18 protein-coding genes and 1 pseudogene are annotated in these 20,157 nt (G+C 60.7%); 11 read left to right on the forward strand and 8 right to left on the reverse strand.

Annotation, left to right across the window (positions count from 1 at the left end):
• Nucleotides 1–97: 97 nt before the first annotated feature.
• The 7 genes from pufQ to ACTIEN_RS16750 all read right to left on the reverse strand — a co-directional run bounded on the left by pufQ (nt 98) and on the right by ACTIEN_RS16750 (nt 7,501).
• A complete protein-coding gene (pufQ, locus tag ACTIEN_RS16720; RefSeq protein WP_439524288.1) occupies nt 98–325 on the reverse strand; it encodes a cytochrome PufQ in 228 nt (75 codons plus the stop codon).
• Entirely contained in the window at nt 322–1,788 is a 1,467-nt protein-coding gene (gene bchZ, locus ACTIEN_RS16725) for a chlorophyllide a reductase subunit Z (RefSeq protein WP_439524289.1), read from the reverse strand. The genes pufQ and bchZ overlap by 4 nt, the downstream gene beginning before the upstream one ends.
• Nucleotides 1,785–3,350: a chlorophyllide a reductase subunit Y gene (gene bchY, locus ACTIEN_RS16730; RefSeq protein ID WP_439524290.1), complete on the reverse strand. Its 1,566-nt coding sequence runs from the start codon at nt 3,348–3,350 to the stop codon at nt 1,785–1,787. Before bchY ends, bchZ begins: the two co-directional genes overlap by 4 nt.
• A gap of 45 nt (nt 3,351–3,395) precedes the next feature.
• The gene (locus ACTIEN_RS16735; RefSeq protein ID WP_439524291.1) at nt 3,396–4,397 is read right to left on the reverse strand and encodes a chlorophyllide a reductase iron protein subunit X; all 1,002 of its coding nucleotides are present in this window, start codon (nt 4,395–4,397) and stop codon (nt 3,396–3,398) included.
• Nucleotides 4,394–5,335 carry a chlorophyll synthesis pathway protein BchC gene (bchC, locus tag ACTIEN_RS16740; RefSeq protein WP_439524292.1) on the reverse strand — a complete coding sequence of 314 codons (942 nt, stop codon included), beginning with the start codon at nt 5,333–5,335 and terminating at the stop codon, nt 4,394–4,396. Before bchC ends, ACTIEN_RS16735 begins: the two co-directional genes overlap by 4 nt.
• Before the next feature lie 149 nt (nt 5,336–5,484).
• Nucleotides 5,485–6,624: a methyltransferase gene (locus tag ACTIEN_RS16745; RefSeq protein ID WP_439524293.1), complete on the reverse strand. Its 1,140-nt coding sequence runs from the start codon at nt 6,622–6,624 to the stop codon at nt 5,485–5,487.
• Nucleotide 6,625: 1 nt separating this feature from the next.
• Nucleotides 6,626–7,501 (reverse strand): polyprenyl synthetase family protein, encoded by an 876-nt coding sequence (locus ACTIEN_RS16750; RefSeq protein ID WP_439524294.1) that lies wholly within the window; start codon nt 7,499–7,501, stop codon nt 6,626–6,628.
• A gap of 91 nt (nt 7,502–7,592) precedes the next feature.
• On the opposite strand from ACTIEN_RS16750, the gene crtD reads away from it, so the two are divergent.
• The gene (gene crtD, locus ACTIEN_RS16755) at nt 7,593–9,167 is read left to right on the forward strand and encodes a 1-hydroxycarotenoid 3,4-desaturase CrtD (protein ID WP_439524295.1); all 1,575 of its coding nucleotides are present in this window, start codon (nt 7,593–7,595) and stop codon (nt 9,165–9,167) included.
• Nucleotides 9,122–9,994 carry a carotenoid 1,2-hydratase gene (gene crtC / locus ACTIEN_RS16760; protein ID WP_439524316.1) on the forward strand — a complete coding sequence of 291 codons (873 nt, stop codon included), beginning with the start codon at nt 9,122–9,124 and terminating at the stop codon, nt 9,992–9,994. Before crtD ends, crtC begins: the two co-directional genes overlap by 46 nt.
• A 69-nt stretch (nt 9,995–10,063) precedes the next feature.
• Here crtC and ACTIEN_RS16765 read toward each other — a convergent pair.
• Nucleotides 10,064–10,305: pseudogene (locus tag ACTIEN_RS16765) on the reverse strand (IS6 family transposase); the annotation flags it as partial.
• A gap of 413 nt (nt 10,306–10,718) precedes the next feature.
• Between ACTIEN_RS16765 and ACTIEN_RS16770 the strand changes: the two are divergent.
• From ACTIEN_RS16770 to ACTIEN_RS16810, 9 genes are all read left to right on the forward strand, one after another.
• Nucleotides 10,719–11,744, forward strand: a complete 1,026-nt coding sequence (locus ACTIEN_RS16770) for a TRAP transporter substrate-binding protein (RefSeq protein ID WP_439524296.1) — start codon at nt 10,719–10,721, stop codon at nt 11,742–11,744.
• A gap of 79 nt (nt 11,745–11,823) precedes the next feature.
• Nucleotides 11,824–12,402, forward strand: coding sequence for a TRAP transporter small permease subunit (locus ACTIEN_RS16775; RefSeq protein WP_439524297.1), 579 nt, complete (start codon nt 11,824–11,826; stop codon nt 12,400–12,402).
• Between the two features lie 2 nt (nt 12,403–12,404).
• Nucleotides 12,405–13,715 carry a TRAP transporter large permease gene (locus ACTIEN_RS16780; RefSeq protein ID WP_439524298.1) on the forward strand — a complete coding sequence of 437 codons (1,311 nt, stop codon included), beginning with the start codon at nt 12,405–12,407 and terminating at the stop codon, nt 13,713–13,715.
• A gap of 8 nt (nt 13,716–13,723) precedes the next feature.
• The gene (locus ACTIEN_RS16785; protein ID WP_439524299.1) at nt 13,724–14,470 is read left to right on the forward strand and encodes a FadR/GntR family transcriptional regulator; all 747 of its coding nucleotides are present in this window, start codon (nt 13,724–13,726) and stop codon (nt 14,468–14,470) included.
• A 72-nt stretch (nt 14,471–14,542) separates the two neighbouring features.
• On the forward strand, nt 14,543–15,157 hold the full coding sequence (locus ACTIEN_RS16790) for an ATP-binding cassette domain-containing protein (protein WP_439524300.1): 615 nt from the start codon (nt 14,543–14,545) through the stop codon (nt 15,155–15,157).
• Nucleotides 15,154–15,588 (forward strand): hypothetical protein, encoded by a 435-nt coding sequence (locus ACTIEN_RS16795; protein ID WP_439524301.1) that lies wholly within the window; start codon nt 15,154–15,156, stop codon nt 15,586–15,588. The genes ACTIEN_RS16790 and ACTIEN_RS16795 overlap by 4 nt, the downstream gene beginning before the upstream one ends.
• Nucleotides 15,585–16,760 (forward strand): fumarylacetoacetate hydrolase family protein, encoded by a 1,176-nt coding sequence (locus ACTIEN_RS16800; RefSeq protein WP_439524302.1) that lies wholly within the window; start codon nt 15,585–15,587, stop codon nt 16,758–16,760. The genes ACTIEN_RS16795 and ACTIEN_RS16800 overlap by 4 nt, the downstream gene beginning before the upstream one ends.
• On the forward strand, nt 16,757–18,526 hold the full coding sequence (locus ACTIEN_RS16805) for an IlvD/Edd family dehydratase (RefSeq protein ID WP_439524303.1): 1,770 nt from the start codon (nt 16,757–16,759) through the stop codon (nt 18,524–18,526). Before ACTIEN_RS16800 ends, ACTIEN_RS16805 begins: the two co-directional genes overlap by 4 nt.
• A 616-nt stretch (nt 18,527–19,142) precedes the next feature.
• The gene (locus ACTIEN_RS16810; RefSeq protein WP_439524304.1) at nt 19,143–20,156 is read left to right on the forward strand and encodes a LacI family DNA-binding transcriptional regulator; all 1,014 of its coding nucleotides are present in this window, start codon (nt 19,143–19,145) and stop codon (nt 20,154–20,156) included.
• The last annotated feature ends 1 nt before the right edge of the window (nt 20,157 follow it).

Consider the following 20,157-nt stretch of genomic DNA (forward strand, 5'->3'; position numbering starts at 1 on the left):
GCTGACGCCGCACTCCCTGCGGCCGGGTCCGTTAGGGCATTACACCCTGCAGGTCCTGTCCACCCCGCCGGGTGGCCAGTCTTGGATTCCCGGCGGTTTAAGCCGAGAAAATGAGAGGCGTGATCCGGTCCGCTTCACACCATGCGCGCGCCAGTGGGCCCCGCATGTTGAGCGTCTGTTTCTGGAACACGTCGAGCATCCAGATCACGGTCGCGAAGGGGATCGCGACGATGAAGATGATGCTGAAATAAACCAGGAACTCGGTTCCGCGTTTTGTATGACCGTGCTTGTGAGGGCGCGTGTCAGAAGAGGTGAAATCCGTCATGTGGTCGGTCCTCCTTGGGTTTTGGACAGGGCCTGAACCGTCTCGAAGACGACACGTTCAGCACCTTGTTTCAGGGCTGCTGCCTCTGCGGCATCGCGCAGGTTCTTGGCGGCAGAAATTCGGGTGAGCACAGGATGCTGCGACACGATCCGGTCCAGTTCGGACTGGGCGTCTGCATCCCAAGGGAAGTCACGGCGCAGCGGTGTCAGGGTCGAATCCGCCTTGTCCATTTCCGTGCCCAGCGGCAGGATGTGGAACAGCGCATCGAACAACCCGTTGCACACCTCCTGAAGCAGATAGGTCGCACCGGCATAGCCCATCATCGGCGTGCCGGTATGACGGCGGATCGCTGCACCTGGAAAGCTTGCCGGGATGAATGTCGGTTGCGGGCCATGCCCGGCCTGCATTTCGGCAAGGTACATCTTTTCGTTGATCGACCCCATCACGACCAGCGGCCGCTTGGTGTGGATCATGGAGCGCACTTCGTTGTTGTTGGTCTTGGATCCGGCAACTCGGGCCACAGCGAAAGCACATGGCAGACCCAGATCACCTTCCAGATATTTGCGGATACCGCGCGCATAGGTCTCGTTCGCGACAATCCCGAACTGTGCGGTTGCAAAGAAATCCTGTGTGACCGACCGCCAGAGATCCCAGACCGGTTTCAGCGTCGAGTGCTTTTCCTGTTCGATAAACGGTTCCGGGTCGAGGCCCAGCATATCACCCAGCTTGCGCAGGAACTTGGTGGTTGAATCCATGCCGATCGGCGCTTGCAGGTAGGGCTTGCCAAGGCATTCGCACAGGCCGCGGCCGAATTCGCGATACATGCAGATGTTCACATCGGCGTTCACGAGATTCCGCATCTCGGCAAGATGCGCACCCAGGGGCATCACCATGTTGACCTCGGCACCCATACCTTCGACCAGACGCCGGATTTCGGCGAGATCTGACGGCATGTTGAACGTGCCATACATCGGACCCAGAATGTTCACGCGCGGCTTTGCGCCTTCTTCGCGCTTCTTTTCCGGCGGCATCCGGCCTTTGGTCATGCCGAATTCCGTGAAGATCCATGTCATCGCGCGGTCCGCGCTTTCCCACTGATCCTCATCAATGGTGCGCGGCAGGAAGCGCTGGATGTTGGTGCCTTGCGGAGTTACGCCGCCGCCAATCATCTCGGCGATGGACCCTGTCACAACAACGGCGGGCAGCGCGGGATCAAGCACCTTCCATGCCCGCTCCATCGCTTCTTCCGTGCCTTTGCCCATCTCGCCTTCGCCAAGACCGGTGACAACAATGGGAAGCTCATGTGGAGGGAGCGCATCTGTATAGTGAAGAACAGACGTCACGGGCAGGTTTTCGCAACCAACAGGTCCGTCGATGACCACTTGCAATCCTTTGACCGCAGTAAAGGCGTAAACCGCCCCCCAATAGCCACCGGCGCGATCATGGTCCTGGATCAGCGTCATATCATCTGCTCCGCTTTCGCGGCGCGCGCCTGTTTGTCGAGCTTCTTTTGATGCGCGGCGCGGAAATCAGGCCGCAAGTTCGGCGACCCCTCCCAGACACCGGCCGTGTCTCCAGTGCCAACGCCTTTAAAGAAGGCCTTCATGTCGTCCATCCGCGACTTGCCCGCGATGGCAGCATTGATCACTTCGGCAAGGCTTCCCGCTCCGGCTGGACCCATCAGCGGACGGGCCGAAATCAGGTTGGTGTAGTACAGGCCCGGAATGCCCATTTCCTTTGCCTTTTGCACAACCGGAGTCGTGCCGATGGCAAGGTCGGGCTTGACCGCTTCCATTGCCGCGCAATCGTCTTCGAGTGAAGCGCGATATGTGACCTTGATGCCCTTGCTTTCCAGCCATTCGCGGTCGGGTTCTGACCATTTGGTGCGCGGGCAGGCGGTGCCGACATAACGCAGGTCTGCACCACTTTCGACCAACAGCCGTGCAACCAGCAACTCGGACCCTTCGTAACCGGACAGCGTGATCGTGCCCTTGATCGGAGTCGCAGCAAGCGCGCCTTTGATGGCGGGCAGGAATGCGTTTTGTGCAGCGGCAATCTGGTCGGCGGGTATGTTGAACGCATCGCCGATGCCAGCAAGCCATGCCGCAGTACCGTCATGCCCTACCGGCGCAGAGCCGACGATTGGACGACCCGCCGCCTCGAATTCGCGGATCGCCGCCGTGTAGAAAGGATGGATCGCCGCGACCACACCGCAATCCAGCGCGGCATAAAGCTCGCGCCATTCGCGACAGGGAACTACCGGACCAGCAGCCAGTCCCATCGGAGCTAGCATCGCCCCGATCATCATCGGGTCAGCCGGGAACATTTCACCCAGCAAGGCGACGGTTGGACGATCCGCTTTGCCCCCATCCGGGGCCTGAACCGGCCCGGCCTCAACCTCTTCCCGCGCATAATTCAGCATTGCCCCCGCAAGGACGTCTTTCGCCTCGGCGTGGGTCGGTATCCCGAACCCCGGCACGTCGATACCGACGATCCGAACGCCGTTGATCTCTTTCGGGAGCAATCGAAGAGGGACGCCGGACGCGGTTGGAACGCAAAGGTTCGTCACGACGATGGCGTCAAACCGGTCAGGATCGGCCATTTCGTGTACGGAGTCGCGAATGTCTTCGTAGAGTTTGCCCGTGACCAGTGTTTCGGAGTTGAAGGGCACATAACCGACGGAGCGACGCGCGCCATAGAAGTGGGACACAAATGTAAGACCATAGACGCAGCAGGCAGAGCCGGACAAAATGGTCGCTGTCCGCTTCATCCGAAGACCCACGCGCAGTGACCCGAAGGCGGGACACATGCTTTGTGGCTGATCGTGTGGACCTTTCGGATAGTCCTTTGCGAATTGGTCCAGCATTTCGGAATTGCCGGCCAGACGCGCGGCTTTTTCCATTTCAGAGCCAGAGTGACACCCAAGCCCATCCGCCAGCACAGGCGCATCGGGGACGTCGACCCGTGGTTCCCCACGGATGACCTCTACCTCTGCCGTCTCGTCGTATTTTGCTTCGTTCGTCACGTTTTCTTCTTCTTTCGTTCCCAAGGTCGCTCCGGGGGCTAACCGTCACGCTTCGTCGTAAATCACTTCCAGCGACTCTGCTGGCGCTGCGTTCTTGCCGCGCATGTCGGTGTCTGTTGCCGGAACAAGCGTGTAACCCGCTCCGGTCTCGGACCCGTCGAACAGCTCAAGAAGTTCATCCTGGCTTAGCGGTGCAGGGCGCACGGGCGGCGCTTCACCAACGTTCAAACCCAGTTCGGCAAACAGCGCGCCCCACTGGGATTGGTTTGTTCCGACGATTTGGTAATTTGCGGATTTCTTCCGCAGGTCGTCATCTTGCGGGATCGACGCCAACACTGGGATCTTGACCGCTTCGGCAAAGGCTTGCGCTTCGCCCGATCCATCATCCTTGTTGATGACCAGACCAGCGACACCGACGTTCCCGCCAAGACGGCGGAAATATTCCACGGCCGAGCACACGTTGTTTGCCACATACAGCGACTGAAGATCGTTCGACGCGACCAGGATCACCTTTTGCGCCATGTCTCGGGCAATCGGCAGGCCGAAGCCGCCGCAAACAACGTCGCCGAGGAAGTCGAGCAAGACGTAGTCGAAGTCCCAATCATGAAAGCCCAGTTTTTCAAGTAGCTCGAACCCGTGAATGATACCACGTCCGCCACATCCGCGACCCACTTCGGGGCCGCCCAGTTCCATCGCGAAGACACCGCCACGCTTGAAGCAGACATCGCCGATCTTCACCTCTTCCCCGGCCAGTTTCTTCTTGGTCGAGGTCTCGATGATCGTCGGGCAGGCCTTGCCACCGAACAGGAGGCTGGTGGTGTCGGATTTCGGATCGCACCCGATCAGCAGAACGCGTTTGCCCTGCTCTGCCATCATGTGGCTGAGATTGGCCAGCGTGAAGGATTTGCCGATCCCACCTTTGCCGTAAATCGCAATGATCTGAGTTTTTTTGGTGGCTTCGGCAGGGATGACGTCTGCCAGGTCTTCATTGGCCTCGTCGCGCAGGCGCTGGTCGAAGTCTTTCAGATTTGGAACTTCATCTTTCACGAAGGCGTCTCCCAGTTAAGTATCATTTTCAGGCAGGACGGATCTTCGAACGCTGTACGATACGCGCCCGGAGCGTCCTGTGCTGCCGCTTGGTGTGTGATCAGTCCGTCAAGACTCAGCGCGCCACTTTCGACCAGCGTGCGTGTCGCCACGAGGTCATCGCGCGCCCATTCGGCGGCTACACGAAAGCGTGCCTCTTTCATGAAGGCAGGCGGGAACGAGAATTGCAGAGGCTGGGTGTAAAACCCTGCAAGAACAATCTCGCCTCCCTTGCTGATCCGACCGATCAAATCGTTGAGAAGGCCGCCATTGCCGCTGGCGTCATAGATGGACTTGTAATTGCGGCGTTCGTCCTTGTCGGGATGAACAACCTCATATCCGTCGGCGCCTGTGGTGCGATCCGCGTCAATTTCCCAAACCGTGGGCGCGGGCGCTCCGGCGGCGATGGTCAGGCGCGCCAACAGTCGGCCCAAAACGCCGTGGCCTACGATCAGGTCGGGCACAGCCTTGTCCAGACCAGCCATCGCGTGGCGTGCTGTTGCGGCTAAAGCCAACAAAGCGCCCTGCGCCCCAAGCTGACGATCAATGAGGGTGACACGGTCCTGCGCCGTCACAAGACGACGCGTCGCCCCACCGAACAGGCCAAACACGCCATCATAACAATTCGCGCCGGGCACAAAAACATGATCGCCGGGCTTGTAGCCTGTGTTCGACCCTGCCTCGACAACTTCTCCCGAAGCTTCGTATCCCGGAATCAGAGGGTATCCCATTCCTGGAAACGGAGGCATGTCACCGGACCAGAACAGCTTTTCGGTGCCGGTCGAGATACCGGAATGCGCGATGTCCACAACAAGATCATCCGGCCCGGGATCGCTCAGCTGGACAGTCTCCAACGCAAGGGTCTTCGGTGCATTCAGCACGACAGCGTTTGTTTGCATCCTAACCTCCTGCGGCGCGGCAACTATCGATTCGAGGGGACGAATCCATCGCGGCGTCTTTGTTTGTTGAGTGTCAGTTTATTCTTACACACTTATCTGTCAACTATATTAGACACTTTGGCGGATAAACTGCTGATGCAGTTCCAGTTTCAGGACTTCACAGCCATCATCGTGGTCGTCACAAAAGGACGGCGCGACGGACATACCTTGATCGTTCCGAATCCTGCGTCCGTGCACAAAGCGCCGATCCGTTTGGCGCTGCGCACCGTTCCGGTTTGCATGGCGAGGCAGTAAAAGCTGAAATAGACATCACCTGCGATCTCTGGCGTATCGCCACCAGACATCGGCTCCGAGATTAAAAGCCGCCCACCTTTCGGCAGCGCGCCAAACACCTTGGCCAGCAAATCGGAGACCGTGTGGTCTTCGTGATCGTAAAGCACACGGATCAGAGAAATCGTGTCAGCGCCTTCGGGCAAAGGATCGTCCCTGAAAGAACCGGGGACAAAGCGCAACCGATCCTGCGCCCTTGACGCGCGCAACCTCGCCTGGGCGTTTGGCTCAACAGCCGGAAGATCCAGAACCGTCGCATGCAATTCTGGATACTTGAGAGCGGCCGCCTCGGCGAACACCCCATACCCCCCACCGATGTCCAAAAGCCTGCGCGACTGACCCAGATTGACTGCTGCCAAAGTGTCCGCCGCAACGATTTCCTGTGACCGGGCCATAAGATCGGAATACCGGTCCGACGTCTCTGCATCGGTCGCGTTGTCAGCACCAAACACATAGGGCCAAAACGCGGCCAGTTCGGTTTCAACCTCTCCTCGCAAGAGCGCGACAGGGTCATTCAGATCCCGGTAGAACGCGGCGTGATGGCGGATCATGTCTTCCAGACCTGGCACGCCCACAATTGCTGCGCCCTTGCGCGCAAGGCTGTAGCGCCCCTTTCGATCCCGCTTGGTCAGCTTCATCGCAGTTGCCGCCCTGAGCAAACGGTCCATCCGGTCAACTGTCATCATGGAACCGCCCGCCAGATCGCTGGCGGTGTGAGCACCCTCCATCAGACGATGCAGCAGACGCAGTTCAACCAACGCAAAAAGAACCTGGGATTTTACAAAGCCCTGAACGATATCGAACAGGTCTGCCCCGTCTTTTGCAGCGGTACCCCGCGTCAGAGGAAAGGAAGAGGCCCACCGCTGAAATCCCGGGCGGGCCACCAGACGCATCAAACGTGTGCGCAAACCAAGCTTTGGACGGTAGCGGATCGGAGGGATATCAGAGGCCAGCGCCATTTTAACCGGCTCGGGCGGCGCGGGTTTGCGGAACAGGAGTCAAACGTTCTGCCTGCATCCGCACCATTTCCGCAAGCTGCGCCTCGCCCGGACAGGACGGTATGGACGAAATGGCACCTGACAGGATATCGCGCAGCCGCGATTGTGCCCCGTCCACACCGAGGACCGCGACAGCATTCGGGCGACCGTGCAGATCGTCCTGCCCTACGGGTTTGCCCAGCGTTTCGCTATCATAAAGCGCATCACGCAGATCATCGGCCACCTGAAACGCCTCACCAATCCGCGCGCCAAGTTCGAACCAAGGCTCTTCATCCTGTCCCGCGGCAATCGCGCCCATCTGGGTCGCGGCGATGAACAACGCCCCGGTTTTCGATTTGTGATAGGCTGAGAGATCAATCTTGGATTCACTTTCCCATCCCTGTCCGGCGCAGATGCCATGCGGCATGCCCGACTGGCGCGTCAGCGTCCGGATCAGGCGCACAGCGCGTTCCGGCGAATGCTGCGCCGCCATGGCCAGCACTTCGAAGGCGAGAATGATCAGGGAATCTCCGGCGAGGACCGCAAGCGGTTCTGAATACGCGCGATGGACCGAAGGTTTGCCACGTCGGATATCCGCATTGTCGAAACAGGGCAGATCGTCGTGCACGAGGCTCGCGCAATGAATAAGCTCAAGCGCCGCTGCGGCAGCGTCCGCGGTCTTGGGCGAATCGTCGCCACAGGCCATCGCGACCGACATCAGGATCGTCGGTCGAATGCGCGCCCCGCCCGGTGTGCAGGAGTAATGCAAGGCCTCCGACAGCTTGGCAGGGGGCGTCCCGCCTTGTCCGATGCGAATTGCCGCTTCAACAGCGGAATTAATGCGGGTCTGAAGTCCCATCGAACACTCCTAAAACATTGTGTTGTCATCTTGAATTGACACACTAGTGTAAACCATACTGGACACTTGGCGAATGTGAGTCAACAATTCGATGATGAAAAAGCCGCGGCACAGCTCTGGGCGCGTCATTGTGATTGGCGCGGGAATCGGAGGGTTGGCGACAGCCCTGCCCTTGGTTCATCGCGGATTCGACGTGACAGTTCTGGAACGGCATGCAGTGCCCGGCGGCAAGATGCGTCAGGTGAACGGCGTCGATGCAGGTCCAACCGTCTTGACGATGCTGGATGTGTTCGAGGCGTTGTTCGATGATGTGGGAGAAACCCTTTCGGATCACGTCACCCTGATCCCCCAGGACATCCTGGCGCGGCACTGGTGGCCGGACTCTGGTCCGCTTGATCTGTTCCAGAACCGCGATCAAAGCGCCCAAGCCATTTGCGACTTCGCCGGACCAGCGGCACGCGACGAGTTCACCACATTCGCAGATCGCGCCGCGCGCCTGTACGATGGGTTCCAAGGGCCGATGATGCACAAGGCAGAGCCAAGACTTGCCAATCTTTCCGCGCATGTTCTGAAGAACCCGCGCCTGATCATGGATATGGCACCGGGCCAGACGATGAGGCGCCTTCTGGAAAAGAGCTTTACCGACCCGCGCCTGCGACAGCTATTCGGTCGCTACGCCACCTATGTTGGTGGCTCACCAGACCAATCGCCGGCTCTTTTGTCCCTGATCTGGGACGCAGAAGCGCGCGGCGTCTGGTGCGTCAAAGGTGGGATGAGCACCTTGGCCAGAACGATTGCGGCGCTGATCGAAACCAAAGGCGGGGCAATCCGAACCAACGCATCGGTGAAAAAGATCAACACTGCATTTGGCGGCGTTTCAGGCGTAACGCTGACGACCGGAGAAACGATCTACGCGGATCACGTGGTGTTCAACGGCGATCCCCGCGCCCTTGCACTGGGGCTTCTTGGCGAACCGTCGTCACAGACAGCCACCATCACAACCAAACGCGCCCGCAGTCATTCCGCCAATGTCTGGAGCTTTGCGGCGACGCCATCCGACATCGAACTTGTGCATCACAACGTGTTCTTCTGCGATCCTTCCAAAAATGAATTCGCCGAGATTGCGCGCGGCTATATCCCATCGGACCCCACACTTTATGTGTGTGCCGAAGATCGGGGGCAAGGCGTCGCCCAGCCAGATACGGAACGCTTTGAAATCATCATGAACACGCCGTCGCTAACGCAACGGGCGGCGCAGCCCGAGGATTATGAGATATGTCACACTCGGACTTTTCCGACTCTTCGCCGCTTCGGGCTGAGGTTCCGGCCGGAACCGGGACCGGAGGCTCTGACAATGGCCAAGACCTTCGATGCGCTTTTTCCCGGCAGCGCCGGTTCGCTTTACGGGCAGACCCCGCACGGAATGACAGCGGCGCTGGAGCGACCGACAGCGCGAACCAGGATCAAGGGATTGTACCTCGCGGGCGGCGGCACGCATCCGGGGGCGGGCGTCCCGATGGCGGCGCTCTCCGGCAGGCACGCGGCCGCGGCGATTGTGACGGACCAAACTTTAACCTCAAGGTTCCGGAAAACGGCTACGCCTGGTGGTACGTCGACGGCATCAGCAGTGACGGCAAGCGCGCTGTCTCGGTCATCGGGTTCATAGGATCGGTCTTTTCACCATGGTATCGGTGGTCGGGCCGCAAGAACCCCGAAGACCACGTCTGCATCAATGTGGCCACCTATGGCCCCGGTGGGCGGTTCACCATGACCGACCGGGGCACTCCGGCCCTCCGGCAAAGCACCGACACGTTCACTGTTGGTCCGTCCTCGATGAGCTGGAACAATGGAAAACTGGTGATTGACGTCAACGAACTGTCCGGACCTCCCATAATCAGCCGGGTGCGCGGCACCATCACCGTCACGCCCAGCGCGATCACACAGGTCGAACTGCCATTGACGGAAGATGGCGCACATATCTGGCGGCCATTCGGGCCGGTCTCGGACATTTCTGTCGATCTTGATGCGACAGGGTGGCAATGGGACGGGCACGGATATTTCGACGCCAATTTCGGCACGCGAGCCCTGGAAGAGGATTTTTCGTACTGGACATGGGGCAGGTATCCAGCTGCGGGCGGCAGCACCTGCTTTTATGATGCAACGCGACTGGACGGTTCAGAACTTGGCGCGGGGTTTCATTTCAACCCCGACGGAACCGCATCGGAAATCAGCCCGCCGCCCCAGCTTGAATTCAAACGGTCGCTTTGGGCCATCCGGCGCGAAACGCGTGGCGATTGCGGGTTTCAGCCAAAGCAGGTGATGAACATGCTGGATGCGCCATTTTATTCCCGGTCCATGGTCGAAACTCGGCTAAATGGCGAGAAGACCGTTGGCGTACACGAAGCGCTTGATCTAAAAAGGTTTCGCTCACGATTTCTCAAGCCGATGCTGGCCGTTCGAGTACCACGACGGAAGAATTGGACATTTGATTAGGAAGCAGGCGTGCCAGCGGTGTTGTCACGTTAACTCGCCAAGTTTGGAGGTCGGCATGCCGGTCGTTTATCAAGCGACATTTGCTGCGGATTTCCACGCCTCGAATGCTTCCAGGCGAAGTTGAGTGCGGAACGACGGCGGGCTGGTACGGAAATACGATTGCGGGTCGCGGACTGCATGGGGACGAAGCGCTGCAATCCATCCGGTGATCGGAAATCCTGCATCACCCGCTCTCGTTTTCGGAAAGGCAAGCGGCTGTTTTCTGCGCGGTTATTGAGCCCCTTGTAGGACCAATAACCTAGACTGGGCGCGGTTGCCGTTGCCTCCCGTGACCAGTGCCACCTTTCCCTCCAGGTTCATCAGAGTAGGTATCCATCTGTCACAGTGCGTCCTCCCTTTGGTGCTACCCAATCAATCTGGGCGATAAATACCGCGCGACATTGAGGGAATCGCCACACACCTCAGACTCAATTTGTTTGACCAGATAAAGCAGTAACACACGCATATTCCGCCTCCAGTCGCCGAAATCTCGCCAGAATGGGGTGAGCTCAGATGACCTGACTCCCTTTTGGTACGACAAAAAGCAAAAATGAGCCATCTCAGGCCAAAAGTGAATGTTGATATACGGTTTGATCTATGCCTTATTTGCCCAACCAAAGGGGCTGAAAGTCCCACCCGGCTCTCTGGAGGAGATGGTCCGGGATTGGATAAAAGGGAGAAAGACATGAATTTCATCAAGAGGCTTTCCGGGCTGGCAGCGCTGACGATTTCTGCGCTGAGCCTTTCCAGTGCCGCCATGGCTGCGGACTACAACTGGACGTTCCAGACCTCGGAAACTGCGGGCGAGCCGGGCTTCATCAACAAGCAGAAATGGGCGGAAGAGGTCGGCACGTTGTCGGGCGACCGGATCGAGATCGAGATCCTGCCGATCGGCTCCGTCGTGCCACATACCGATACGCTTGACGCGGTCGGCGCTGGCATCCTGCAAGGTCACCTGACCGACCCCAGCTACTTCTCGGGCAAGGATCCGGCCTTCGCGATGATGGGCAACCTCGTCGGCGCATGGAGCGACCCTTTCGAGTTCCTTGGCTTCATGGAGAGCGGCGGCGGCAATGAGCTGTATGCCGAACTGGTCGCGCCCTATGGCGTCCAGTTCATCGGCGCCTCGGCGACAGAGCCCGAAGCCTTCGTCTCGCGGGTACCGATCCGCACGGTCGATGACCTGAAAGGTGTCAAGTTGCGCGCCCCCGAAGGAATGGTCTACGAAATCTTTTCGAAGGCAGGCGCAGCGCCGGTTTCGCTGCCCGGCTCCGAGATCTTCTCGGCGCTCGACAAGGGTGTGGTGGATGCGGCGGACAACACCGTCTTCGCGACCAACCAGTCGCTCGGGATGAACGATATCGCGCCCTATCCCCTCTACCCGGGTTTTCACTCGCTGCCGATGATCGACATTTCGATGAACAAGGAAATCTGGGACGGCCTGCCCGAAGACCTGCAGGAAATCCTGACGGTCTCGGTCAAGCAGTTCAGCTTCAACCACATCTACTCGGTGCGTCAGCTTGATGCCGCCGCGGTGGAACAGGCCAAGGCGAATCCGGAGATCGAGATCATCAACTGGTCGGGTGATGAGCGCGCCAAGTTCCGTCGCATCGCACAGCAGGAATGGCAGAACTGGGCATCCAGGACAGAGATGACGCAGCGCTACTATGACGCTGTGACATCCTATCTGACGGGCCGCAACCTGCTCTGATCCTTCGGGAAAACGGAACGACCACGCCCGGCAGGCCATCCGCCGGGCGTGGAACCGACAGGCAGGAGGAGAGCCGCAAATGGCCGATCAGAGCGACATCACAGACACCATCGAGCAAGACGACACCGAGATCCGCACAGGATTGGACCGGGCGATCGCGGGATCGACGAGGGTCCTGGCATGGGCGATCTTCGTGGCCTTTCTCATTACCGTGATCGAAGTCTTCGCGCGCTACGCCTTCAACAGTCCAACCTTCTGGGCCCATGAGACGACGTCCTTCCTGATCGCCGCGATCTTCCTGATCGGCGGCCCGGTCGCCCTGGCGCGTGACAAGCACATCCGGGTGCGGATGTTCTATGATTCCGTCAACCGCCGCCGCCGGCGGATTCTCGATATCGTCAATTCCTTGATCGCACTCATGTTCTTTGCCGGCCTCGCCTATGCAAGCTGGATCATGGTGGGCAAATCCTGGTTCAATCCTTCGGGTGCGCTGCATCTGGAAGGCACCGGCACGTCCTGGAACCCGCCGACCCCGGCGCTTCTGAAACTGATGGTGCTGCTCTGCGTGGTAACGATGTTCACCCAGACCGTCTTCCACCTGATCTCCGCAATCCGGCGCGATCCTTCCGACAAGACCGCCTCCGCAGGGGGCAAATGACAATGGACCTCAGTGCTATCGGTATCGAATACGGGTCCTATCTCCTTGTTGGCGCGATCTTTCTGCTGCTTCTCACCGGTCAGCCGCTGGCCTGGGTCACCGGATTTGTCGCGCTTATCTTCACCTTTGGCTGGTTCGGCCCAATGGCCCTGCCACTGGTGACCTCTCGGATCTTTGGCTTCATCACCGAATATTCCCTTGTCGCCATTCCAATGTTCATCCTGATGGCGGCGCTGCTCGACCGCTCGGGCATCGCGCGGTCTTTGTTCAACGGGATGCGTATCCTCGCCGGGCGCCTGCCCGGTGGCGTGGCTGTCCAGACGCTGATCGTCGCGATCCTAATGGCCGCCATGTCTGGCGTCATCGGGGGCGAGATCGTCCTGCTGGGCATTCTCGCCCTGCCGCAGATGCTGCGGCTTGGCTACGACCGGAGCCTTTCCATCGGTGTGGTCTGCGCGGGCGGGTCGCTGGGTACGATGATGCCGCCCTCCATCGTGCTTATCATCTACGGCCTGGTGGCAAACACCTCCATCGCCGATCTTTTCATCGCCGCGATTACCCCAGCGCTATTGCTGCTGGGATTCTATGTGGCCTATGTCCTTTTCCTCTGCTGGCGCAATCCGCAGCTTGGCCCGCCAATGTCGCGCGAGGAAGTGGCGCAGGAATCCATCTTTTCTGCCCTCCGCGCTCTGGCCGGCCCCCTGTTCATCGTCTTCGTCGTGCTGGGCTCGATCTACGGCGGCATCGCCTCGATCACCGAAGCGGCGGCCATGGGGGTCTCGGCCGTGCTGATCATCTCCATGTTGCGGCGCGAGCTGACACTGAAGATGGTCGAGGACAGCCTTGTGCATACGCTCCAGACCTGCGGCATGATCATCTGGATCGGCATCGCCGCCGCCGTGCTTGTCGGCGTCTATAACCTGATGGGCGGCAACCGCTTCGTTGCCGAGGCGATCCTCGGAATCGATGCGGCGCCGGTGGTCATCATCATGGTGATGATGCTGATCCTGCTGGTGCTGGGCATGTTCCTTGACTGGATCGGCATCGCCTTGCTGACCTTGCCGATCTTTGTGCCCATCGTGGTGCAGCTTGGCTATGACCCGATCTGGTTCGGCATTCTTTTCGCGGTGAACATGCAGGTCTCCTACCTGACGCCGCCCTTCGGCCCCGCCGCCTTCTACCTCAAGAGCGTGGCACCAAAGGAGATCACTCTGAAGCACATCTACGTCGCGCTTCTGCCCTTCATCGCTCTGCAACTGGTGGTCCTGGCGACGATCCTGTTCTTCCCGCCGATTGCCACCTGGCTTGTGTGAGGGGCATCTTGACCGAAAAATTAGAAGCATCGGACCTGGTCGAGACCTCAGAAGATACCGGGGGCCAATCGGCCGTCGATCAGGTGGTGGCCCAGATCCGCCAGCTGATCGACACCGACGGGCTGACCGTGGGCGACAAGCTCCCGACCGAGCGTGAGCTCTGCGAGCGCTTCGCGATCAGCCGCAATACGGTGCGCGAGGCGATGCGGATGTTGAAGGCCTATGGCATTGTCGACGTGCGGCCCAAAGTAGGCGCGACGATCATCGACGAACGGATGAACCGCGCGCTGGACATCTTCTCGTTCAACGTGGCCGAGATCTCGCGTCGGACCTTCGACGACATCCAGGGGTTCCGCGAGTTGATCGAGACTGGCACCGCGCTCGCCATCTTCGATGCGGCGACGCCGAAGGACATGGCCGAACTGCGCGACCTCAACCGCCGGATGGTGCAGACACGCAGCGTCGTCGAGGCGTCGGAGTTCGATTTCGAGTTCCACATCAAGCTGATTTCGCTGACCGGAAACGGATCGATCCTCGATGTTTACGGCATCATGAAGCCGGTGATCCTGCGCATCATGCAGCACGGCAAGACTCGCCGTATCATCGAGGGCGAAACCTACCAGGAACACGAAGGCGTCTTGCGGGCAGTCGAGGAGACGGACCACCTAGCCTACCAGTACCTCATGCGGACGCACCTGCGGCAAGGCCTCGCAGCCTTTTCCAAGCAGGCCGCCATTCCGGAAGGCAAGACCTGACGAGCAACTCGAACGAGAGCCGGTGGTCAGCCGGCCGGACATAGGAATTTCCAAACTCTCTGGGAAGAGAAAATGAAACCGAAGACATTGTTTGCGACACTGGTGACAGCGACGTTTCTGGGCGTGGGCGCGCTCCACGGCGGTCTTAAGGTCGTTTCGGATCCCGGTGCCGAACCCGAGTGCTTCGCCCCTTGGGACGAGGATATGACGTACATGCAGTGGTCCGCCAAGGAAGGCCCCTACAGGATCGCCGTGGTCAACGGCGAGAAGGTCAGCTTCTCCGGACCCGCCGAGACGGCGGATGCGGGCATCCAGGAGGGCATGGAGCGGCTGCAGTTCAAGGCGGGCGCCACCGAGGATACGGTCCAGACGCTCTCTGGCGGCAACCAGCAGCAGGTCGTGCTGGCCAAGTGGCTGATGATCGCGCCCGACGTGATCCTGATGAACGACCCGACGCGCGGCATCGACGTGGGCACCACGAAAGAGACCTTCCGCATCATGCGGGCGCTGGAAGACGAGGGGAAATCCATCCTCTTCTATTCCTCCGACTACGCCAAGCTGGTCGGCTGCTCCGACCGGGTGATCGTGCTCAACGACTGCCGCGTGGTCAGCGATCCGACCGGAGACGCGATCACCGAGGAAGCCATCGTCTCGGCATCGCTCAACATACACGGAGAAATGGCATGACCCGCTGGATCGGACAGAACCGGGGATTTGCCGCCGCTCTGGCGCTCTTCCTTGCGCTCTACCTCTCCTACCACCTGATGCATCCGCGCGGTTTCTCGACCGCCGTGCTGGTGCAGAACTCGAACGAGCTGGTGGCGATCGGTCTTGTCGCTATGGCCGAGACAGTGCCGGTGCTGCTCGGCGGACTCGCCCTTTCGGTGGGGGCGATCATGACCCTGACGACCTGCGTGGCCTCCTGGCTGCTGGACGGGACCCCGACCCAGATCGCCTTCGGCATGATCGCGACCCTTGCGGTCGGAACCGGCGTCGGCCTGCTGAATTCGGCGCTGTCGATCATGCAGATGACCGAGGCGTTGCGGCAGATCATATACGGCACGGTCATCGCCGGCATGCTCCTGATTTACGGACGCGGGACAAGGGTTTCAGAATGACACAGAACAAGCCACTGGCTTTGAGCGCGAAAGACATCCTGCCGGAAGGCCACGGGGCCCTGCTCTTGGGCCGGGTCTGGTCGAAGACGGAAAGCGGCCCCTGCCCAGTCCTGGTCAGGGACGGTGAGGTGCAGAACCTCACCCATATCGCCCCGACCATGGCGGACCTCTTGGAAATTGACGACCTTTTCGGGGCGCTGCATGACGGAGGCCGCTCTCTGGGTCCGCTCGACAATTTCCTGGACCAGGGCGACGGCAGGGGAAGCGCCGGGCACTTGCTTGCGCCCTGCGACCTGCAGGCCATCAAGGCTGCGGGCGTGACATTTGCGGGATCGATGATCGAACGGGTGATCGAGGAACGCGCAAAGGGCGACCCGGCCCGTGCGGAGGCGATCCGAAACGAGCTGGCCGAAATTCTTGGTGGCAACCTGCGGGGGCTGGTACCGGGTTCGGAAAAGGCAGCGGAGGTGAAGACGCATCTGCAGGAAGCGGGGCTCTGGTCGCAATACCTCGAGGTGGGGATTGGACCGGATGCCGAGATATTCACCAAGGCCCAGCCGATGTCGGCCGTGGGCTGCGGCGCCGAGATCGGCGTGCATCCCGGCTCGCGTTGGAACAACCCGGAACCTGAGGTGGTGCTCGCGATCAACTCGCGCGGCGAGATCCGCGGCGCCACCCTAGGCAACGACGTGAACCTGCGCGATTTCGAAGGCCGCTCCGCCCTGCTCCTCGGCAAGGCCAAGGACAACAACGCCGCCGCCGCCATCGGCCCCTTCATCCGCCTCATGGACGATGGTTTCGCAATCGAAGACCTGAGCACCCTGTGCGTCGGCCTGGAAATCACGGGCCACGACGGCTTCGCCCTTTCCGACCATTCCGACATGGCCCAGATCTCGCGCCAACCCACGGAACTCGCGGCGCAGCTCCTGAACGCGACACACCAATACCCGGACGGCGCGATGCTCTACCTCGGTACGATGTTCGCGCCCACCAAAGACCGCGACGGCGCGGGCATGGGCTTTACCCACAAGACGGGCGATGTGGTCACCGTGTCCTCGGCGCAGCTCGGCCGCCTGGTCAATAGGGTGCGCCCCTGCGACGCGGTCGCGCCCTGGAGCTTCGGAACACGCGCGCTGATGGGCAATCTTGCGGCAAGGGGGATCCTACAATGACGAAACGTCGTCTCCGGAGCCAGGACTGGTTCGACAATCCCAACCATGCCGACTTGACCGCGCTCTACCTCGAGCGTTTCATGAACTACGGGATGACCCCCGAGGAACTGACCGAGGGCCGCCCGATCATCGGCATCGCGCAGTCGGGCAGCGATCTCTCGCCCTGCAACCGCCACCATATCGACCTGGCCAAGCGGGTACGCGACGGCATCCGCGACGCCGGCGGTATTCCCATCGAATTCCCCACACATCCGATCTTCGAGAACTGCCGCCGTCCCACGGCGGCGCTTGACCGCAACCTCGCCTATCTCGGGCTGGTGGAACTGCTGCACGGCTATCCCCTCGACGGGGTGGTGCTGACTACCGGCTGCGACAAGACCACCCCCGCAGCCATCATGGCCGCGGCGACCGTCGACATCCCGGCCATCGTGCTTTCCGGCGGCGCGATGCTCGATTCCGTGCACGAGGGCCGCCTGGCGGGCTCTGGCACTGTCATCTGGCAATCCCGCCGCCGCTACGCTGCGGGTGAGATCGATCGGGCGGAATTCCTAGAGATGGCGCTCGAGTCCGCGCCTTCGATCGGACATTGCAACACAATGGGCACCGCCTCGACCATGAATGCCCTGGCCGAGGCCATGGGCCTCTCGCTCACCGGCTGCGCCTCGATTCCCGCCGCCTACCGCGAGCGCGGGCAGATGGCCTATCGCACCGGCAAGCGCGCGGTCGAGCTGGTCGCGGAGGACCTGCGCCCCTCGACCATCCTGACCCGCGAGGCGATGCTCAATGCCGTGCGGGTGAATTCCGCCATCGGCGGATCGACCAACGCGCAGCCGCATCTCGCCGCCATTGCCGAGGCCGCGGGCGTCGAGCTGTCAAAGGATGACTGGCAGATCCACGGCTACGACATCCCCCTCCTCGCCGATATCCAGCCCGCCGGGCGCTTCCTGTCGGAACGCTTCCACCGCGCCGGCGGTGTGCCCGCGATCATGTGGGAACTGGCCGAGGCCGGGGTACTCGAGACCGGTTGCAGGACCGTCACGGGCCGGACCATCGCCGAGAACCTCGAAGGCTGCGAAGCGAAGGACCGCGAGGTCATCCGCCCCTTTGCAGCACCCCTGATGGAACGCGCAGGCTTTCGCGTGCTCACCGGCAACCTCTTCGATTTCGCCATCATGAAGACCAGCGTGATCTCTGATGACTTCCGCCGCCGCTTCCTTTCCAACCCGGACAACGCGAACTGCTTCGAAGGCCGCGCCGTGGTCTTCGACGGGTCCGAAGATTACCACGCCCGGATCAACGACCCGGCGCTCGACATTGACGAACGCTCGATCCTGGTGATCCGCGGGGCCGGCCCGCTCGGCTGGCCCGGATCTGCGGAAGTGGTGAACATGCAACCGCCCGACCGGCTGATCCGGGCGGGCATCACAAGCCTGCCGACCATCGGCGACGGGCGCCAATCGGGCACGGCCGACAGCCCTTCGATTGTGCACGCCTCTCCGGAAAGCGCGGAAGGCGGCGGCCTCGCCTGGCTCAGAAGCGGCGACATGATCCTGATCGACCTGAATTCCGGGCGCTGCGACATGTTGGTCGACGAGGACGAGATCGACCGGAGGCGGCTCGAAACGCGTCCCCCCGCGCCTCCTGCACAGACACCTTGGCAAAAGATCTATCGGCAGGAGGCGACGCAATTGAGCGAGGGTGCCGTCCTGCGATCAGCCAAGGGGTTTCACCGTATAGCCATGAAACCACCGCGTCATAACCATTGAAGAAAGCGTCTTTGCCTGCGGACCCTTTCAACGCGGCCCTTGGCGTCAGTAAGTTCCCTTCCATTCCAGTGCCCCGCCGGGTGTTGCCACGCTTGTTGAAGTCGCCGACAGGGCTTGGCGCGGCTGAGGCCTCACGCAGTCAACGTACAAGACAAATGACGCGACGGGTCAGGTGATCGGTCTCCAGCCGTGATCGGGGAGGAGAGATGCCAGGTTGGCAGTCCAGAAATGGCCCTGTCCCGGCTGATCGTGGACCCGATCGATGGCCACGCCTTGCAGGTGGCAATACAGCAGGGTTCCCACAGCACCATGCGTGACAATGGCGAGGTCTCCCCACCAGGATGTTGTGCCACAATGTCTTGCACGGCGCTCAGAATACGCGCTTGGGCATCAAGTGCGCGGCGCTCTCGGGTGATGATGTTGTCGGCGCTCTTGCTCAAGAAAAGGGGCTTCGGCCTGGCGTTGTGTTGCAGCAGGTAGTCGTAGATCGCATCCTTAAGATCATCGGGGTCGGAATAGCTGCCATGAAAACAAGGATGGCATGGTCGGTTGCCAGTGGTCTTGATCGTTTTTTTGGTGCAAACCCGGGGAAGCCGAAACGATTGGGATACCTTCATTGTCCAGCCGCGATCCCCGTCCCGCGCGCCATTCGGTCAGCGCACAGAAGGTCGCAGAACGCGCAGGCGTGTCGCGGTCTGCCGTTTCGCGCACCTTCACCGAAGGTGCCAGCGTCTCTGCCACGACCCGCACCAAAGTGCTGCGGGCAGCGGAGGAACTGGGTTATCACGTCAACCATCTGGCGCGCGGCCTAATGCACCAACGGTCGGGTATCGTGTGCATCCTTGTTGCTGAACTGGGGGCACCCTATCATTCCGCCTTTGTCGAGGCTTGCATCCGTCGGATGCAGGAGATCGGCAAGGTGGTGATGGTTCTAAACACAGCGGGCGATCCGCAAAATGTCGAAAACGCACTCAAGCAAAGCCTGAATTACCGCGCAGATGCCACATTGGTGGTTTCGGGCAGCCCGCCCGCCACGCTGATCCAAACCTGTATCGACAACGGCCAGCGCGTCATCCTGATCAACCGTGATGATATGACGGACGGTCCGGAAAGCATTATGGTCGACAACGAGGCAGCGGCACAAGAGGCGTACCGGATGCTGAAACGCGCCGGATGCCGCCGCCTCGTCGTTGTCAGTTCGACAGCAGGCACACCCAGCTTGACCGCGCGAGAAACTGCGTTCGAGGCCCAAGCCCGTGCCGATGGAATGGAGATCCACATCAGCCGCGAGGGACCGACTGGCTATGCCACGGGGGCGGCCAGTGCGCGCGCGCTGTTGGCTGCGTCCGTTCGGCCCGACGGGGTATTTTGCGTCACCGACCTTTTGGCCACCGGTTTCATGGATGTCGCGCGGCAGGAATTCAACCTGTCCATCCCTGCGGATCTGTGCATCATCGGACTGGATGACATCCCTGAGGCAAGCTGGAATTCCTACCGGCTGACGACCTTTCGCCAACCGATCGAAGAGATGGCAGAGCGAATCGCCACCATGCTCGCGACCGAAGCACCGGCGATCCGCATGACCCGGATGGCGCTGCAACCGATCTGGCGCAACACGGTCCGCCCCTGAC

It is taken from the genome of Marivita sp., assembly GCF_051859345.1.
In the GTDB taxonomy this organism is placed as follows: domain Bacteria; phylum Pseudomonadota; class Alphaproteobacteria; order Rhodobacterales; family Rhodobacteraceae; genus Marivita.

Coding starts and splice junctions, on each gene's coding strand:
- ACTIEN_RS16800 (WP_439524302.1), top strand. CDS start 15,585: ATGACACAGAACAAGCCACTGGCTTTGAGCGCGAAAGACATCCTGCCG.
- ACTIEN_RS16795 (WP_439524301.1), top strand. CDS start 15,154: ATGACCCGCTGGATCGGACAGAACCGGGGATTTGCCGCCGCTCTGGCG.
- bchC (WP_439524292.1), bottom strand. CDS start 5,335: ATGCAAACAAACGCTGTCGTGCTGAATGCACCGAAGACCCTTGCGTTG.
- ACTIEN_RS16750 (WP_439524294.1), bottom strand. CDS start 7,501: ATGGGACTTCAGACCCGCATTAATTCCGCTGTTGAAGCGGCAATTCGC.
- ACTIEN_RS16790 (WP_439524300.1), top strand. CDS start 14,543: ATGAAACCGAAGACATTGTTTGCGACACTGGTGACAGCGACGTTTCTG.
- bchZ (WP_439524289.1), bottom strand. CDS start 1,788: ATGACGCTGATCCAGGACCATGATCGCGCCGGTGGCTATTGGGGGGCG.
- pufQ (WP_439524288.1), bottom strand. CDS start 325: ATGACGGATTTCACCTCTTCTGACACGCGCCCTCACAAGCACGGTCAT.
- ACTIEN_RS16745 (WP_439524293.1), bottom strand. CDS start 6,624: ATGGCGCTGGCCTCTGATATCCCTCCGATCCGCTACCGTCCAAAGCTT.
- ACTIEN_RS16770 (WP_439524296.1), top strand. CDS start 10,719: ATGAATTTCATCAAGAGGCTTTCCGGGCTGGCAGCGCTGACGATTTCT.
- ACTIEN_RS16780 (WP_439524298.1), top strand. CDS start 12,405: ATGGACCTCAGTGCTATCGGTATCGAATACGGGTCCTATCTCCTTGTT.
- ACTIEN_RS16805 (WP_439524303.1), top strand. CDS start 16,757: ATGACGAAACGTCGTCTCCGGAGCCAGGACTGGTTCGACAATCCCAAC.
- crtD (WP_439524295.1), top strand. CDS start 7,593: ATGATGAAAAAGCCGCGGCACAGCTCTGGGCGCGTCATTGTGATTGGC.
- ACTIEN_RS16775 (WP_439524297.1), top strand. CDS start 11,824: ATGGCCGATCAGAGCGACATCACAGACACCATCGAGCAAGACGACACC.